We start from the raw sequence: 17,709 nt of genomic DNA, 5'->3' as shown, positions 1-17,709 counted from the left end.
AATTTTATCATCAAATAATCGATATTCTTTGATTTCTATTCTGCTGCTATTACTCTTGGCTAATTCACTGCACGGGTAAGTTTTATTGCGAAAACACATAAAAAACCCGTGCCAAGCACGGGTTTTTTGTTTTCTACCTAAATTAAATATGAATGACGTTCTAACAGAAGCGGTGCGCATCCCGCCATAGCAAACAACGGTCAAATGAAAAAGGCAATTAGTATGACTACAGTTAACCAGAGCAATAAGCAGGTCATTATTTTTGACACCACCTTACGTGATGGAGAGCAAGCGCTGCCGGCTAGCCTGAATGTAAAAGACAAGCTACAAATTGCACTGATGCTAGAAAAACTCGGTGTCGATATTATTGAAGCCGGTTTTCCAGTCTCATCACCAGGTGATTTCAAATCCGTTAATTTGATTGCTAAGGAAATTAAAAATTCCATTGTTTGCGGTCTGTCCAGAGCATTGGAAAAAGACATCGACGCCTGCGGACAATCGCTCAGCGTGGCTGATCACTTTCGCATTCACACCTTTATCGCGACGTCAGATATCCATGTAGATACCAAGCTGCGTAAATCACAAGATGAAGTGGTTGAAATGGCAGTAAAGGCCATTAAGCACGCGCGCAAATATACAAATGATGTAGAGTTTAGCTGTGAAGACGCAGGACGGACGCATATCGACTATCTATGCCGTATGGTTGAATCTGCGATAAACGCCGGGGCAACAACAGTCAACATTCCTGATACAGTTGGTTATACAACGCCCACAGAATTTGGCGGCATTATTCAAAACCTATATAACCGTGTTCCCAATATTGATAAAGCGGTCATATCGGTGCATTGCCACAATGATTTAGGCCTCGCTGTCGCGAACTCATTGGCGGCTGTCGAGCAAGGTGCTCGTCAGGTTGAATGCACGGTTAACGGTATAGGCGAGAGAGCTGGCAACTGCTCTTTGGAAGAAATAGCGATGATCCTACAAACTCGCTACGCCATGCTCGGTTTAAGCACCAATATTAATTCACAAGAAATTCATAAGGCATCAAAATTAGTCAGTAACCTTTGCAATATGCCAGTGCAAGCCAACAAAGCAATTGTAGGGGCAAATGCATTTAGTCACTCATCAGGCATTCACCAAGATGGTGTTCTAAAGGGGCAGAATACATACGAAATAATGACGCCAGAAAGTGTGGGAATAAATAAAAACAAACTCAATTTAACATCGCGCTCTGGCCGACACGTCATTAAGCATCGCCTGGGAGAACTTGGCTACCAAGCAGATGAATATGATTTAGATGCTATTTACGAAGCATTTTTACGCTTAGCTGACAAAAAAGGACAAGTGTTTGATTACGACCTGGAAGCCTTGTTGTTCTTCGACCAACAAAAGCACGACCACGCACATTATCAATTGGATTACTTGCTCGCCAACTCAGGTCGCAATATCATACCTAACGCCACCGTTCGCCTTAAAGTGGGCGACCAAAGTATTACGGAATCAGCCGTAGGAAACGGTCCTGTTGACGCCGCATATAATGCTATTATGAGAGTCGTAAAGGGTCACAAAATTGATATCGTTGATTTTAAGCTAGATTCAAAAGGCGAAGGCGCCGACGCGCTTGCTCAAGTTAGCGTAGTAGCTGAATATAATGGTAGACGCTTTAACGGTATAGGCTTGGCTACCGACATTGTTGAATCAGGCGTTCGCGCATTAATTTTCGTATTGAACAATACTTACCTAGCTGATCAAATTGACGAACAAAAATCACAACAAGAAAATATCGTAGGAGTTTAGAATGGCCACATACCATATTGCAGTTTTACCCGGGGATGGTATTGGTCCTGAAGTGATGGAACAAGCAAATCGAGTATTAGACGCGGTTTGTACTAAGTTTGATATTACTCTAGAACGCACAACCTATCCTGTAGGTGGTTTTGCAATCGACCAACATGGTGAAGCATTGCCACAAACAACCCTTGATGGATGCGAACAGGCTGATGCGATTTTGTTCGGCTCAATTGGCGGTCCAAAGTGGGATAGTCTGCCTTTAGATAAACGTCCAGAACGCGCCGCGTTACTGAAACTGCGCAGTCATTTCGATCTATTCAGTAATTTACGTCCAGCAAAAATTTACTCAGGCCTTGAGCACCTATCCCCACTGCGCAGCGATATTGCCCAGTCTGGCGTGGATGTTTTGGTGGTACGTGAGCTCACTTCAGGCATTTATTTCGGCCAGCCTAAAGGGCTTGAAGGAGAAGGTGAAGAACAGTTTGCTTTTGATACCATGCGCTATTCGAAACGTGAAATTCGGCGCATTGCTATCAGCGCATTTGAAGCGGCAATGAAACGCAATAAAAAAGTCACCTCCGTCGATAAAGCTAATGTGCTTGTTTGCAGCCGCTTGTGGCGTGAAGTAGTTGAAGAAGTTGCAAAAGATTACCCTGAAGTAAAGCTTGAACATATTTACATTGATAACGCGACTATGCAGCTTATCTGTGACCCTGCACAATTCGACGTGATGTTATGCTCCAATTTATTTGGCGATATCATCAGCGACGAGTGCGCAATGTTAACTGGCTCAATGGGCCTATTGCCGTCGGCGAGCATCAATGGTTCAGGATTTGGTATGTACGAACCAGCAGGCGGCTCAGCGCCGGACATTGCAGGTAAAGGCATTGCCAACCCAATTGCGCAAATTCTTTCAGCCTCAATGATGTTACGATACAGCCTAGGCGAAGTTGACGCCGCTGACGCTATTGACGCAGCCGTCGTAAAGACCTTGGAAGATGGCATATTAACCGCTGAATTAATGCCCAAAGAAGAACGCGTAAACGCGAGTTCTACCGCAGCCGTAGGCACTTATATTTTACAACAAATCTCTTAAACTAAAGGGAAGGATAAATCATGGCTCAAACCCTTTATGACAAAGTCTGGAACGCACATATCGTTGAACAGTTAGGTGAAGACACTCTTTTGTATATTGACCGTCACCTCATTCACGAAGTTACTTCACCTCAGGCCTTTGCCGGATTAAATGAGAAGGATCGCAAAGTACGTCGGCCTGATCTCACCTTTGGCACCATGGACCACAGCATATCCACGCGCTCACTAGCTTTAGATGCGTGCGGGCCACAAAATAAATTACAGCTGCAAACCTTGGCTGTAAACTGTGAACAGCACAACATACAGCTGTATCCTGTTGGTCATAAAAACCAAGGCATCGTGCATGTAATTGGTCCTCAGTTGGGTCTCATCCAACCTGGTATGACCGTTGTTTGTGGCGACAGCCACACGGCTACGCATGGAGCATTTGGCGCACTCGCCTTTGGTATAGGTACTTCACAAGTTGAACATGTTCTCGCAACTCAGACTTTAAAACAAAGTAAAGGCAAAAGCATGAAAGTTGAGGTAGCAGGCAAGCTACCTACAGGTGTTACAGCAAAAGATATCATCCTGGCCATTATCGGCGAAATAGGTCACGCGGGTGCTACTGGCTATGTTATTGAGTATTGTGGTGAAGCGATCCGCGAATTATCGATGGAACAGCGCATGACCATCTGCAACATGAGCATTGAAGCTGGTGCAAAAGCAGGCTTAATTGCACCCGATCAAAAAACTATCGATTATCTCAACGGAAAAGAATTCTCCCCAACGGGAAAACATTGGGATGATGCAGTTAGCTATTGGCAATCATTAACGACAGATGCGGATGCCACTTTCGATACTGTTGTTACCCTGCAGGCGAAGGAAATTCAACCACAAATTACCTGGGGCACTAATCCAGGGCAAGTAATTGGCGTAAACCAAGCGATTCCATCCCCTGATGATTTTGATGATCCTATAGAAAAAGAGTCCGCTAAAAAGGCACTCAAGTATATGGGCTTAGAAGCTGGACAAACATGGGACAAGGTTAACGTATCTCACGTTTTCATTGGTTCTTGCACTAATAGTCGTATTGAAGACTTAAGGGCGGCAGCCAAAATAGCTGCAACAGGCAAAGTGAAAAGTAACGTTACCGCTATTGTAGTTCCTGGCTCTGTTGCGGTGAAAGAACTAGCGGAACAAGAGGCCTTGGATGTCATATTCAAAGAAGCGGGCTTTGAGTGGAGACTGCCAGGTTGTTCAATGTGCTTAGGCATGAACGACGATATTCTGCAGGCAGGTGACCGCTGCGCCTCTACCAGCAATCGAAATTTTGAAGGTCGTCAAGGTCGTGGTTCAAGAACTCATTTAGTAAGCCCCGAAATGGCTGTTGCCGCAGCTTTAACCGGCAATTTTGCTGATTCAAGGCAGTTTGGAGAATAATATGACAGGATTTACAGAGTTAACAGGTAAGGCCGCTCCATTAGATCAAGCCAACATTGATACTGACCAAATAATCCCAAAACAGTTTTTAACCGGCGTGACGCGCGCAGGCTATGGTGTGCACCTGTTTCATGACTGGCGTTATTTAGACTTGCATGAGCAAGAGTTGAACCCTGAATTTGAGTTGAATAAACCGGAACATCAAGGAGCTAAAATTTTGTTGTCTCGCGAGAACTTTGGCTGCGGTTCAAGTCGAGAACATGCTCCATGGGCTCTGGCAGATTTTGGCTTTGCATGTGTCATTGCGACAAGTTTTGCCGATATTTTTTATGGTAACTGTATTAACAATCAATTTCTTCCTATCGCACTGCCAAGTAAACAAATGGACGAATTGTTCGCGCATGTGGCAAATGACCCAGACATTAGCTTTCATGTTGACCTCAAGAATCAAACATTGAACGTTGGCAACAGCACTTATAAATTTGACATTGCTGAGCACCACAAACAAAATATGCTTAAAGGATTAGACGCAATCGGGCAAACACTCGAGTTTGATAGCAGTATAAGTGCATTCGAGGAGAAACGTCTCGCTTGGTTATAGCAATAGCATAAGGGACTATACAATTTATGATTAAATCCATTTCCATTTCTGAGCTCACCATAGGTATGTATGTTGAGAACGTGGTCAAGCAAAAAGGCAACGTTCGCATAAAAAGTAGAGGATTGGTTAAAACTCAATCGATTTTGGATGCGCTGAAAAGCAAAGGCATATTAGAAATTGAAGTCGACTTTGCTAAAAGCCGACTCCCAGAGAGTGCCACTAAAAACAACCCTAGATCAGAGCAATTGCTTGATAGCGATAATAACGCAGAGAGCAGTTCTGCTGCTGATATCGGACAGTTACAGAGTGACACTCTAAGCTCAAGCGTGCCAATGCGAAATTCCATAAAAATAGCGCAGATAGAAGAGTCTAGCTCAACAAACGCTATCAAAGCAGCTCGGCATCAAGAGGCATTAGAGGAAGCTGATAAGCTCTATTCTCAAGCGAAGAATGTACAAAAAAGTTTTCTCAGTCAATTACGGTCAGGTTCAACACCAAATATCGATGATTTAAATAACCTGTCGCAACATATCATTGAGTCTGTATTCGACAACACCGATGCACTCTCCTGTTTATTAATGCTGAAAGACTCCAATGAGTATTTAGTAGAACATGCTATCAACTGTGCCATTTTGCTCGCTATGTTTGCTCGCGCCAAGAATATGTCTGAGGCAGAAGTTGAAGATTTAACCAACGCTGGCTTACTTATGGATGTCGGCATGGCCTCCCTACCCCGTGAACTCGTCGCAAAAACAAGCAAACTAAATGAGGCCGAGTGGGCGAAGATGAAAACGCATGTCGATATTGGTGTCGAGATAGCTGAAGGCTTAGCTGACCCACAACCTATTGTGTTAGATGTGATTGCCAATCATCATGAGCGAATAAACGGCAGTGGCTATCCCAATGCGAAAACGGCATCAGAAATTAGCGTTTATTCTCAAATGGCCGCCATCGTCGACTGTTACGACGCGATGATATCGAATCGTCATCACCGACGCTCTGTAAGCGCAACAGCTGCTCTGCAAGAATTAGAGCGCGATGAAACGCTAGACCGCGACCTAGTTATAGAGTTTATTAACGCAATTGGGCTGCATCCTGTTGGCTCCTTAGTTGAACTGCACAGTAAAAACCTCGGCATTGTGAGTAAGCGTAATCGTCAACATCCGCTCGATCCTGTAGTGATGATTTTTTACAGTTTACAAACGCAACTACACACCGATGTGCAGCGGGTTGATCTGCTAGAAGCCGATGATCACATTGTAACCGGCGTAAGACCTGAAGAATTTAGTATGAATTTGGGAAAATTCTTTAAGAAAGTGTTTTTATCCGGTTAATATCAACAAGCGGTAAGCAGGCGTTTAAGGCTATAACCCTTGGTTTTTTTTAGAGTAAACGCCTTGCTACATGTCACACACAAAGTTAAAGTCAAATACTGTAAATCCACAAACACACCGTAGAATAATGAACCGCATCAATTATCTAATTTTCATTCTGGTCTTGTCTTGCATAAACCTGCCGATAGCACTTGCTAATGACGACATCCCAGGCCTAAACGCAGCGCAACTGCAATCCATAGGTGAAAAGATTTATCAAAATGAAACCGGCAGCAACCCTGAACATTTAATCGCTTGGAATAATGGCGAAGCATTTTCGAGTTTGGGCTTAGGCCACTTTATTTGGTTTCCAAAAGATATGATTAGCCCATTTACCGAAACGTTTCCAAGCTTGCTGCAATATTTACAAGCACAAAACGTCCCGATTCCTAATTGGTTGCAGCAAACGCAATATTGCCCCTGGAAAACTAAGCAAGAGTTTACTGATGCAAAAGATAGTCTGCAAATGCAAGAACTAAGAAGTTTACTAGGCTCTACGTTTAAACATCAGGTTGCTTTTATCCATCAACGGATGCGCCGTTCTTTACCTCTGATGTTAGCTGAAGTCGATAATGCGGAAACTCAAAGCCTCGTTTCTTCACGATTTAAAGCACTCGCCGCCACCGAATTAGGCATGTACTCCTTGATTGATTACGTTAACTTTAAGGGAGAAGGTATTGCTGAAACCGAAAAATACAACAACCAAGGTTGGGGCTTGCTGCAGGTACTACTCAACATGCAGCTAGATAGTCAAAACCAGCACTTGGCGTTTACCCAAGCGTGCGATGCAATGCTAACTCGGCGTGTAAAAAACTCACCGCAAAAGCACATTGAACAAAATTGGCTAGCAGGCTGGCGCAAACGCTGTGATACATATAGTAATACTAGTTTGCGTTAAATTTATCACGAATTTCTTCTATTCGTCTTCTATTAACGCCAAGGTCTGAAAGTCCAAGACGAGAAGCTGAACGGGTCTGAATGACTATTTTTCCAGTCTCTTCTGATGGGAAATAAAACTCAACATCATCGACAAATCCAAAGATTGCTGAGGTGGACTCGGCTCGAATATAATCTTCCTGATCTACTGTAACTTCGGTTCGCTCCATCTCTTTCAGTACTTTAATAAGGCGTTCCTTCGCGTCTTTTTGTGTGCCGGTAAAATAAAGAGGCTCTACAGAGTCTAGTTTACCAGTGGCTTGACTGTTGACACAGTTCGGCGTAATTGGACAAGGTGTTAATTGTCCATCAGTGACGCCTAATTTGGGCCCGCTGCCCGCACATCCTGCCAAGAAAATAAAACTGAATAATGGGACTAGCATTTTCTTACTCATTTATCTTATCCTTTTACACTTTGCGGTGCCGGTGCACCCTAAAAAAGACTTTCTGTCATATTCTTATCAAGTACAAATTTGGAGTTAGAATAAACTCACGCCAATTCCTAAGGTCGGCAACATGAATCTAGTTTCCCTACCAATCAGACAATGCATTCATCGTAAAAATTTCGTCTTTAAAAGATAAGATAACCTTTTGAGGCTCTATGTTAACCAACTGCAGCCCTTCGGCAATAAAGTCGCCCTCAACCAATCTTCTACCATTAACTCGAACCCAGCGACCGTCCCTATCTGAAGAGTACATATGCGCGCTGAACGCCATGCTTGGAAGTTGGGTTTGAATAGCAATGGACAACTGGTCAATTCTTGGTAAATCATCGTAGTTTGTCGCTTGTTGATTGCCGGAGTCGAGGTTTGTGTCATTGTCTAAATCAGCAATCGCTTTATTAATTTTGTTTAATAACGCCGCCGAAATACGCGCGTCGGTTTGCGTTTCCTCAGCTTCATTTGAGATGGTTTCACTCTGACTTTCAACAACACGATCGAGTGCCTCTTGCTGGGCTTCATCTTTGGGTTGATAACCTAACACAAGCGGCTCCACTTCTTCCTTTGACGGCTGATTTGCTTGTTCAGATGTAAAGTTGTTCGCGCTGTCTACAGCTTGAGGATTCTGTTTGGAAGTTTCTTTGCCTGGGCTCACTTTTTCAGTGCTTCCTTTTGCGTTTTTCTCTTGCTCGGTTGAAGCAAGATTGTTGGGACCATCGGTATTCTTGCTACTATTCTCGCCAACAGTCAGCTCCTCTCGCTTTCTAGCAGAATAGGCAGGCTGATAATCTATGACCACGTAGTCTTTGCTTTTAGACAATGACAACCATTTAGGAATGGAAGCGATATTCCAACCAACACAAACACCGCCAATAACCAACAGCAGCAAAAGCGCAATATTTTTACCATATAAGTCCCATGACGAGGGCAAACTATCCATAGAAGGCATAAACAGGGAGCGATTGTATTGTTTACTTGTATCATTGCTGGTCCTTGCAGACTGTCTTTCATTTTGTAAAAGCTGTTGAGTCGGCGTTAATTTTGCCTCTTTTTCTAAAGGTTCAATTGAGATCTCAGCTTCATCGGCGTCTTGTAAACCGAAACTTTGGCTTAAATCAACTTCAACTTCAGTCACGCCCATTTCGGTCAAGCCTTTGATCATTTCAGGGCTGCGGATCATGCCAATTTTGCGGATTTTAACCGGACCATGCTGACTAATCACTTTGCTAACTAACATACCGGGCTGTAAGTCTTTTACATTAATCACCTTATGCATACAGTCCTCCCACCAGCAAGCCAACAACAATGGACGCAACAAAACTGCCTACAAAAATACGCTGCCACAGCTCTTTTTGACGCTGCTGTACAATATCTTCGCCAAGTACTTGATAACTCGCTGCAGTAACTAGTTGATGAGTAATAAGAGGTTTTTGTAAAGTATAAGCAAGAGTCATGGCCCGGTCGCAAAGCAAATTGATCACTCTAGGAATGCCGCCACTGATTTGAAATAAGCTGCTTAACGATGTTGGTGTAAATATGCTTGGGTTGCCATTTGCGACCTGAAGACGGTGAGCAACGTACAAGGCAACCTCTGCTTTTGTCAACGGCAACAAATGATAGCGCGCAGTCACGCGCTGCGCTAATTGCCTAAGCTCAATGCGACGCAACAGCTGCTGTAACTCGGGTTGACCAATCAGTACAACTTTTAAGAGCTTTTCTCGGGTTGTTTCTAAATTCGTTAACAAACGCAGTTGTTCCAATACTTCTGGCATTAGATGCTGAGCTTCATCAATAATCAGCACGGTATTGATGCCGTTAGCGTGATTGTCGGCGAGCTTATTTAAAATTTTATCTGTGAATACTTTTAGTGAATGAGTGTTCGTTTCATAACGAATGCCTAGCTCGTCGCAAACGGTTGCTAATAACTCTATGGCAGACAAGGTGGGATTTAAAATAACTGCCGTTTGTGTGTCATCCGATAAATCTTGCAACAGTTTGCGCGATACTGTGGTTTTTCCCGTTCCTACTTCACCCGTTAACATTACAAAACCGCCCGACTCCTTTAAACCAAACGTTAGGTGAGCCAGTGCTTCGCGGTGTCGCGGGCTCATGAAGAGGTAATCGGGGTTAGGGGCAATTGAAAATGGGTTGTCCGATAACCCAAAATAGCTTAAATACACGTTATCTGCGCTGTCATAATTATTGTGTTGATAAACTATCGAGTATCGCTATTTAAGTCAATGCTTAAGGAGCGAGAATGCTAACACCTACAGTGTATTTTACGTATTGTAAGAAAATACCGTTTTGCATTAAAACAAGCATACTCGTTATCGTCGATTTGAGGTAGAATGCGCCCAAACACAAACGAAACTAAGTCATACATGTTTGCACAATTAGATTTAGATGACGAGCTCTGCAGAGCCGTCGCCGAAATGGGCTATGAACGCCCAACCAGTATTCAGTCTTTGGTCATTCCTCATGCAATGGAAGGTAAAGATATACTCGCTGATGCTCCAACGGGCACCGGCAAAACTGCGGCATTCTTGTTGCCTGTTTGCCAATATTTACTTGATTATCCGCGAAAAGACGACAGTTCAACGAGAGCGCTTGTATTGGTTCCTACCAGAGAACTAGCAAATCAAGTATATGAACAAGCCGTCGCTATCACTAAATTTACGCATTTGACCTGTGGTGTCATCACTGGTGGCATTAACTACGGTACCGATCGTGAAACGCTAAACGCAAAGGTCGACATTCTAGTGGCAACACCGGGTCGATTGTTTGAGCATATTGAACAAGAAAGCTTTGACTGCCGTGACATTGAATCACTCATATTAGATGAAGCAGACCGCATGTTAGACATGGGCTTTTCATCCATTGTCCATCAAATTGCAGGGGAAGCTAGGTGGCGTAAACAAAGCATGTTGTTTTCTGCAACGCTGGAAGGGAAAGGCGTACGAAATTTCGCTGAGGAACTTTTAAAAGATCCCGTTACACTTTCTGCAGACTCATCAAGAAAAGAAAAGAACAAAATTATTCAGTGGTATCACTTAGCTGACGACTTACAGCACAAAAATGCCATATTAGTGCATCATTTACTCAATACCATTGAGTCTTGCATCGTTTTTGTAAAAACGCGAGAACGCTTGCATAACCTAAAAGATTTTTTGGCTAGCCAAAAATTTAGCGTAACTTATTTGCAAGGCGAAATGCCGCAAGATAAGCGCAACGCCGCACTCGCGAGCTTTAAAGCCGGTGAAGTGAAAATTCTGATCGCTACCGATGTGGCGGCGAGAGGCATTGATGTTCAGGATATTAGTCATGTTATTAACTATGACATGCCTCGTGGTTCAGATATTTATGTGCATCGCATAGGCCGAACGGGCCGAGCGGGCGCAAAAGGCACAGCAATATCGATTGTTGAAGCGCATGACTTTGAAAAAGTGGGAAAAGTAGAGCGTTACACCAAAGAGCCATTTAAAGCTCGCGTCATTGATGGTTTACGTCCAAAAAATAAACCACCGCTTGTGGTGAGAAAGAAAAAAGTAAAATTAACAGGTAAAGCAAAGAAAGCAAAAGCTAAATCTAAGGCGAAGACCAAGTTTAAAAAGAAGACGACTAGACCCTCATCACCTAAATCAAAAGAGGCCTAAATGAGCATAAAGCAAATAGTCTTAGCCACTGGTAACAAAGGAAAAGTTGCAGAGTTCTCAACCCTTTTTGATGGTTTTTCAATTAAGGTATCACCGCAGTCGGAGTTCAATGTAGAAGAAGTGCCTGAAACTGGCACTACGTTCGTTGAAAATGCAATTATTAAGGCTCGTCACGCAGCAAAAGTGACTGGGCTACCTGCGATTGCCGACGATAGCGGTCTGGCGGTAGATGCACTTGGCGGTGCACCGGGCATATACTCTTCTCGCTACGCTGGTGAAAGTGCTAACGATAGCGATAACATCGACAAATTGTTAGGCGCTTTAGCAAATGAAACCGACAATCGCAAAGCGCGTTTTCTATGTGTTCTTGTATTTATGCAACACGAACTCGACCCGACTCCGATTATCTGTCAGGGTGAATGGCACGGCGAAATTAGCACCTCACGCAACGGCAACGGTGGATTTGGCTATGATCCTATTTTTTGGTTACCAGAGCAAAAATGCAGTGCTGCTGAACTAGACAAGCACACCAAAAACAAAGTTAGCCATCGCGGCAAAGCCCTTGTGCAGTTAATACAGCGCATGCAGGAAGTATTGAAAAGTTGAGCTCTATTTCGTCAACTACCTTAAACACATCCATATATACAATGCCCGCGACTGATGACAGCGTAGCAAGTTTGCCTCCCCTCAGTTTGTATGTGCATATTCCTTGGTGCGTACAAAAATGCCCCTACTGTGATTTTAACTCGCACAACTTAAAGGGCGGCTTGCCCGAATCTGAATATATTAGCCACCTGCTAGATGACTTAACGCAAGATCTCCCGCTGGTGACCATTGATGGCGAGATGCGTGAAGTGTCTACCATTTTCATTGGCGGTGGTACACCGAGCTTACTCTCCGTTGCGGGAATGCAGAGATTAATTGACGGCATTGCAGCGAGGATCCCTTTGTCACCTAGCGCTGAAATTACCATGGAAGCCAATCCGGGTACCGTTGAAGCCGATAAATTTATCGGTTTCGAAAAAGCAGGTATTAACCGTATTTCAGTGGGCGTACAAAGCTTTGATGAGCAGCATTTGAAGGCTCTCGGTCGAATTCACGATTCAACGCAAGCAACATCAGCCATTGAACTAGCGAAACGCTTGCCGTTACGCAGTTTCAACTTAGATTTAATGCATGGCTTGCCAAATCAAAGTGTTGAAGACGCTATGCAAGATTTGCATAAAGCCATTGCCTTGGCACCACCTCATTTGTCGTGGTACCAACTCACTATTGAGCCAAACACCTCATTTTACTCAAAGCCACCCACGCTTCCCGACGATGATATACTTTGGGAAATTCAGGAGCGTGGTCATCAAATCCTAAGCGCTGCGGGCTATGAACAATATGAAATATCAGCCTATGCAAAAAAAGGCCAGCAGTGCCAACACAATTTAAACTACTGGCGCTTTGGCGACTACCTTGGCATTGGTTGCGGTGCACACGGCAAAATCACGCGTATGGCCAAGCAGATGCCAAAGAGGGCCGAACAAGATGCAGCGGCTAATACAAATATAGTACCTGAATACGAAATTTTGCGAACCGTTAAAGTGAAGCATCCAAAAGGCTATATGGACCTCACGCGCTCTTACATGGATAAAGTGATACCGGTTGAAAGTGACGATCTTGCATTTGAATTTTTCATGAATCGTTTTCGTATTATGGAGGCTTGCCCTAAGGCTGAATTTACCAAAAATACTGGCCGCGAATTAAGCAGCATTGAATTGCAACACCTCAAAAAAGCCGAGTCAATGAAGCTCATCACCAGCAATACTGAAGAATGGCAGCTTACCGACACCGGCAAACGTTATTTGAATAGCTTGTTGGACCTATTTGTATAGATCATTTTGACATTGCAATTAAGCGCTCAACTGTCGACAGAAGCTTAATCTTGTCTATCGGCTTAGCGATAAAGTCGTTCATCCCTGCTGCGAGGCACTCCGCCCTATCTTCAGCAAACGCATTTGCTGTCAGCGCTACTATGGGCGTTTTTAAATTGTAGTCATTGCGCAGCTTTTGCGTTGCCGCTAAACCATCCAATACCGGCATTTGTAAATCCATAAGGATTAGATCAAAGTCTTGGATCAGGCAGGCGTCTATGGCTTTTTGGCCATCGAATGCTAAAGAAACCTCATACTTCTCGTGCTCAAGCATAGATTTAACGACCTCTGCATTGATCTCATTATCTTCTACTACAAGTATATGCTTACCAGAATTTTGCTTTGTGTCATACTCAAGTGAATTTTGTTGAACCAGCGTTTGAAGCTCAACGAGATCTCTTTCTATTGCGCGTCGGTCTACTGGTTTTGCATGCATTCGCCAAATAGCATTTCTTACCTCATCAGAACACTCAAGATGCTCTAACACCGCAGACGCTAAAAGGATGTATGGCATATGCTTTAAGTTAGCACTCAGCATTCCTTCGATCGCACCCACGCCATCTATATTTGGCATCGAAAGGTCGAGTATCACCAAATCGTAACTATCTGGTTTATCGTTTAAAAATTCAGACGCTGATTGATAGGTGCTTGCTTTAAGCCCTTGGAGTTTAATTAAGTGTTCAAAATATTCACGACTCGTTTGCAGGTCGTCAACAATTGCACAATTAAGCATTACGTCAGACTGAACCGGCAGCGCCCGTTTATCAATGCGAATAGGAATGCTAAAAGTGAAGGTACTACCCTCACCTAACGTTGACTCAACGCTCAGGGAGCCTTCCATCAACTCGGTTAACTTCGCAGAAATACTGAGTCCGAGTCCGGTGCCGCCATAAAGACGCGTTGTGGTTTGGTCAGCTTGTTCAAATTTATTAAAAACACTCAATTGATTTTCTTTACTAATACCAACGCCTGTATCTTTTACAACATAAGTAAGGTGATGCTTTTTATTCTTTATAATGACACTAACGTGCAGAGCCACCTGCCCTGTTTTTGTAAACTTGATAGCGTTGCTCAACAGGTTGTGCAGAACTTGGCTAATGCGAGATGGGTCCCCGATAATTGTATCGGGGAGGTCGGTATCTTTGTGATAAAAAAATTCGAGTCCCTTTTTTCGACAGTAGATAGCCTGAAGTGAAACGACATCATCAATACACTGATACAAGTCAAACGAGATATTTTCTATCCTGAGCTTGCCAGCCTCAATTTTTGACAAATCTAAGACGTCATTAATTAGCATGAGTAATTGTCGGCCTGCATTTTTGGCTTTTTTGAGGTAATTGTTACTTTTGCTTGGGTTGTCGATAGCAAGTTCGATCATGCCAAACAAACCGTTCATTGGGGTTCTGAGTTCATGACTCATGCTTGCTAAAAACTCTGATTTTGCTTTACTGGCCTCCATCGCCTTTTTTTCTGCGTTTTTGGCTTTAATTATCGCTTTATCAAGACGCTTTATATTCGACGCGATTTGTTTTTCCATTGGCCTAAAAATGAGAAAAGCCTCTAACAGCAATATAAGTAGCGTTACAACCCATAAACCCATCTCTAGCTCTTCAACATATGCAACTCTACTTTTCGCATCATTTTCAAACTGTTGAACAACCTCATTTAAAAGACCAAGCAGCAATTCTGTTTGCTCAGTATTGAAAGTATCAGGGATTATCGCGCACTCAGCACTCGCAGCGTAAGCTCGCGCACTTCTGATGTAATCTTTGGTCTCCTTATCAACGTTTTCGGGCCCAAAATACATCGAAGTTAGTTTAGCGGGTAAAGACGGTAGAGCCGTCAGAAATTGATGATTCGTTTCAAATTTATTAACGATTTCAAATAAACGATCAGTGTATTCTACTGTCGAGTCATCGCAAACCGATACGCGTTGCACAAACAATGCGATGCGCTGGGAAAGCATTCGCTGCTGACCAGCAACATTAATAACAAAAGCGTCGTTTTCCTGTGCCTTAAAAACATAGCGCATTGATATTGCAGACGCAGATACGATAATTGCGACAAGAAGCAGTGCGGATATGTATCGAAACTTTATAGACACAAAAATTCGTTTCCTTTTGCGAAGTTCATAAACGGTGCCACATCAACGTTTTTTTATCAATTAAATTAATCGGGCTCACGTTCAAAAGGCAGCGCTGTTCGCACAAGCCTAACAAAAACGGTACGGTTTTTCTCTTTAATCGAATTGCTACTATTAAAAAATGCTACCACCCAAGCACGCTCTGGGTCATTCATTGATGGCGTTGAAGTCCAGAAGTCATCCGGCGGTGTTGCCGGAAATAAGTCAACATCAACTGACGGTCTCGTGCATGAACGCTCTGTGATCGAACTCAATTCTTTAATATTCGGTAAACGCCAATTAGTAGAGGCATTGAATTCGTAACCTACGCTTAATTCTAAAGCCTGTTTCCATGTATAGGGTTCGGCTTCGCCTGTGCAGGTCTCGCCATTCCAAGTTTGCCCGATAGCACAGCGCATCCACACGAGATTAGTACGCAAATGCAATAATTGTCCATTGTCGAGTTTGAGAAAGTTTTCTTCCGGTGCGCTAACAGGCGCGGTACCTAAGCAGAATTGCTCGGCATTAGCGACGCTGAAAAAACAGACGCAAAAAAAGCACAACACGTTTTTAATAAAGCGATTCTTAATCATCGTCCGGCTCTCACTAGTTTGACACGCGCCTGCGTAGATTTATTAATGAAATTATCGACCCCAGAGTTGAAGTCAATTGCCCACGCGTTCTGCGCTCCGCGCTCGCTCACGCCATCGACGTTAGGCACAAAAGTCCAATACCACAAAAAAGTATTCGGATCCGTTGTTCCCATATCGGGAAAGTACTCACTTTCAATCAGTGGCGGCTGCAGTTTGCCAAAATGAACCAGCGACAAAAGCTCATTGTGAGATGGTAAACGCCAATCGAAGAAGCCGCACAAACCCTGTGCGTTAACGGTATCTACATACGCCTGAGTGTTGCATTCTTCTGAAGAAAGATTACAAGCAGTACTGCCTGCATTTGGATCACCTTCGAATCCTCCGTTGTCGCCAAATGCGTACCAGGTAAATAGCTGCTCGGCATCGTGTAAATCACCAGGAATACCCGTCTTATTCTCCCAAATTAATCCTGTAATATTATCACGTACGCAGCGCCAGTCGGCTGTGTCTTGGTCCAGTTCATCACCATTCTGATTTAATCGGGTAAAATCGAATCCCAGCTCCCCTCTTCCTGCTTTATCTGAAAAACCACTGGTTGCCATACGATCATATCCATTATGAGCGTCCTGACCTGCGAACTCTCCCTGATACGCAGCGAGATTAGCATTGTTGTTTGCATTTAAGCTCACACCAGTATCATTGAGCCTAGTGAGTGTTTGTGGCTGAACCAACATGGTTTGCGTTTTACTTCGTCGATTTCCATAGTTATCCATAATCGCCAGTTGATAAACGATTTCTGTCTGTTCGGATACCAAAGGCGCAATACTGAATGTGTTGAGCGCGATTGCATCACCAATCACCGGAACTAGTGGCGAATCAGATGTCCACAGCACTGAAAATGGTTCAGCACCGCTTGCCACGCTAGAGACTTCTCCACCAAGTGACAATAGTTCACCTGAAAAAACGGTTTGCATAGGCCCAATAGATAATTCCGGAATAGTTTCAGACTCACTGAGTAGGCTCAACGTTTTGTCTATGCTTGCTGTTGCTCCTTCTTGATCAGTCACCTGCAGTCGAATAGTAATATCTGCGGACTGCTGAAGCACCGGTGTAGTAAAGTTTAGGGTAGATGTCGTTAAAATACGTCCTGCTAGCACATCGGGGCCGGCAACTTGTTGCCAATTATAGGCAGCGATTGGTGCGTTTGCGCTTTGCGGGTCGGCGTCAGTACTGCCTGTTCCATCGAGCGTTATGCTAGTTAGAATTGGATAAGTATCGATATCGTAAAGCTCAATACGAGGTGCAAGTATTGCTGCTACAGGGGCCACATTTACGGGGTTGACGCGCATCGTAATACTGTCTACTCCGGTTGTGCCATTGCTGTCAGTTGCAGTCAGTGTGAGTATATATTCTGTCACTTGGGTCACAATAGGTGCAGTAAAGGTTGCTTCTGCAATCGCCGCGGTTGGATCAGTGAGCGTGAATGTTAATGCGGGCGTTGATGTCCATGTGTAACTAATTCCACCAGCGGTGCTGGTTGCTATGCCGTCAACTGAAACCGTTATCTGCTCGTTGGTCTCAATATTTTGTCCTGCATTGACCAGGACCTTCGGAGTTGTAGGTCTCTCAGCGTCGCCGCCACCACAAGCTGTAAGGGCGAAGATAGCTGAAAGGATAAGTAAAAACGTTGAAAATTGATTCATCACTGTATGCCAGAAATAATGGTAGCCTCAAACGTCATCTAACGCTCAGCTTGGAAAT

General features: G+C 43.8%; 15 protein-coding genes. 9 read left to right on the top strand and 6 right to left on the bottom strand.

Annotated elements, in window-relative coordinates:
* Nucleotides 1-222: 222 nt before the first annotated feature.
* From leuA to GNIT_RS04670, 6 genes are all read left to right on the top strand, one after another.
* The gene (gene leuA, locus GNIT_RS04695; RefSeq protein WP_014108000.1) at nucleotides 223-1,800 is read left to right on the top strand and encodes a 2-isopropylmalate synthase; all 1,578 of its coding nucleotides are present in this window, start codon (nucleotides 223-225) and stop codon (nucleotides 1,798-1,800) included.
* Between the two features lies 1 nt (nucleotide 1,801).
* The gene (gene leuB / locus GNIT_RS04690; RefSeq protein WP_014107999.1) at nucleotides 1,802-2,890 is read left to right on the top strand and encodes a 3-isopropylmalate dehydrogenase; all 1,089 of its coding nucleotides are present in this window, start codon (nucleotides 1,802-1,804) and stop codon (nucleotides 2,888-2,890) included.
* 20 nt (nucleotides 2,891-2,910) lie between these two features.
* Nucleotides 2,911-4,311, top strand: coding sequence for a 3-isopropylmalate dehydratase large subunit (leuC, locus tag GNIT_RS04685; protein ID WP_014107998.1), 1,401 nt, complete (start codon nucleotides 2,911-2,913; stop codon nucleotides 4,309-4,311).
* Between the two features lies 1 nt (nucleotide 4,312).
* Nucleotides 4,313-4,912, top strand: a complete 600-nt coding sequence (gene leuD / locus GNIT_RS04680) for a 3-isopropylmalate dehydratase small subunit (RefSeq protein WP_014107997.1) — start codon at nucleotides 4,313-4,315, stop codon at nucleotides 4,910-4,912.
* 26 nt (nucleotides 4,913-4,938) lie between these two features.
* Complete coding sequence (locus GNIT_RS04675; RefSeq protein WP_014107996.1) at nucleotides 4,939-6,246, top strand: cyclic di-GMP phosphodiesterase; 1,308 nt, start codon at nucleotides 4,939-4,941, stop codon at nucleotides 6,244-6,246.
* Nucleotides 6,247-6,373: 127 nt separating this feature from the next.
* Entirely contained in the window at nucleotides 6,374-7,183 is an 810-nt protein-coding gene (locus GNIT_RS04670) for a hypothetical protein (RefSeq protein ID WP_014107995.1), read from the top strand.
* Here the strand turns inward: GNIT_RS04670 and GNIT_RS04665 are convergent.
* From GNIT_RS04665 to GNIT_RS04655, 3 genes are all read right to left on the bottom strand, one after another.
* Nucleotides 7,170-7,604, bottom strand: a complete 435-nt coding sequence (locus tag GNIT_RS04665; RefSeq protein WP_238526941.1) for a DUF1499 domain-containing protein — start codon at nucleotides 7,602-7,604, stop codon at nucleotides 7,170-7,172. The two genes, GNIT_RS04670 and GNIT_RS04665, sit on opposite strands and share 14 nt — an antisense overlap.
* A 148-nt stretch (nucleotides 7,605-7,752) precedes the next feature.
* Nucleotides 7,753-8,937, bottom strand: a complete 1,185-nt coding sequence (locus GNIT_RS04660) for a general secretion pathway protein GspB (protein ID WP_014107993.1) — start codon at nucleotides 8,935-8,937, stop codon at nucleotides 7,753-7,755.
* A complete protein-coding gene (locus GNIT_RS04655; protein WP_041246302.1) occupies nucleotides 8,930-9,841 on the bottom strand; it encodes an ExeA family protein in 912 nt (303 codons plus the stop codon). Before GNIT_RS04655 ends, GNIT_RS04660 begins: the two co-directional genes overlap by 8 nt.
* Nucleotides 9,842-10,042: 201 nt before the next feature.
* On the opposite strand from GNIT_RS04655, the gene srmB reads away from it, so the two are divergent.
* From srmB to hemW, 3 genes are read left to right on the top strand one after another with little or no spacing between them, the layout of a single operon-like run.
* Complete coding sequence (gene srmB / locus GNIT_RS04650) at nucleotides 10,043-11,314, top strand: ATP-dependent RNA helicase SrmB (RefSeq protein WP_014107991.1); 1,272 nt, start codon at nucleotides 10,043-10,045, stop codon at nucleotides 11,312-11,314.
* A complete protein-coding gene (locus GNIT_RS04645) occupies nucleotides 11,315-11,920 on the top strand; it encodes an XTP/dITP diphosphatase (protein WP_014107990.1) in 606 nt (201 codons plus the stop codon).
* Nucleotides 11,921-11,961: 41 nt separating this feature from the next.
* Nucleotides 11,962-13,194, top strand: coding sequence for a radical SAM family heme chaperone HemW (hemW, locus tag GNIT_RS04640; RefSeq protein ID WP_014107989.1), 1,233 nt, complete (start codon nucleotides 11,962-11,964; stop codon nucleotides 13,192-13,194).
* Between the two features lies 1 nt (nucleotide 13,195).
* Here the strand turns inward: hemW and GNIT_RS04635 are convergent, their stop codons facing one another.
* From GNIT_RS04635 to GNIT_RS04625, 3 genes are all read right to left on the bottom strand, one after another.
* The gene (locus GNIT_RS04635; RefSeq protein ID WP_014107988.1) at nucleotides 13,196-15,337 is read right to left on the bottom strand and encodes a response regulator; all 2,142 of its coding nucleotides are present in this window, start codon (nucleotides 15,335-15,337) and stop codon (nucleotides 13,196-13,198) included.
* Nucleotides 15,338-15,402: 65 nt separating this feature from the next.
* Nucleotides 15,403-15,948, bottom strand: a complete 546-nt coding sequence (locus GNIT_RS04630) for an Lcl C-terminal domain-containing protein (protein WP_014107987.1) — start codon at nucleotides 15,946-15,948, stop codon at nucleotides 15,403-15,405.
* The gene (locus GNIT_RS04625) at nucleotides 15,945-17,651 is read right to left on the bottom strand and encodes an Lcl C-terminal domain-containing protein (RefSeq protein ID WP_014107986.1); all 1,707 of its coding nucleotides are present in this window, start codon (nucleotides 17,649-17,651) and stop codon (nucleotides 15,945-15,947) included. Before GNIT_RS04625 ends, GNIT_RS04630 begins: the two co-directional genes overlap by 4 nt.
* Nucleotides 17,652-17,709 lie beyond the last annotated feature (58 nt).

Origin of the sequence: Glaciecola nitratireducens FR1064 (genome assembly GCF_000226565.1) — a bacterium.
Classification (GTDB): Bacteria; Pseudomonadota; Gammaproteobacteria; order Enterobacterales; family Alteromonadaceae; genus Glaciecola; species Glaciecola nitratireducens.
This window is presented reverse-complemented; position numbering and strand designations above follow the sequence as displayed.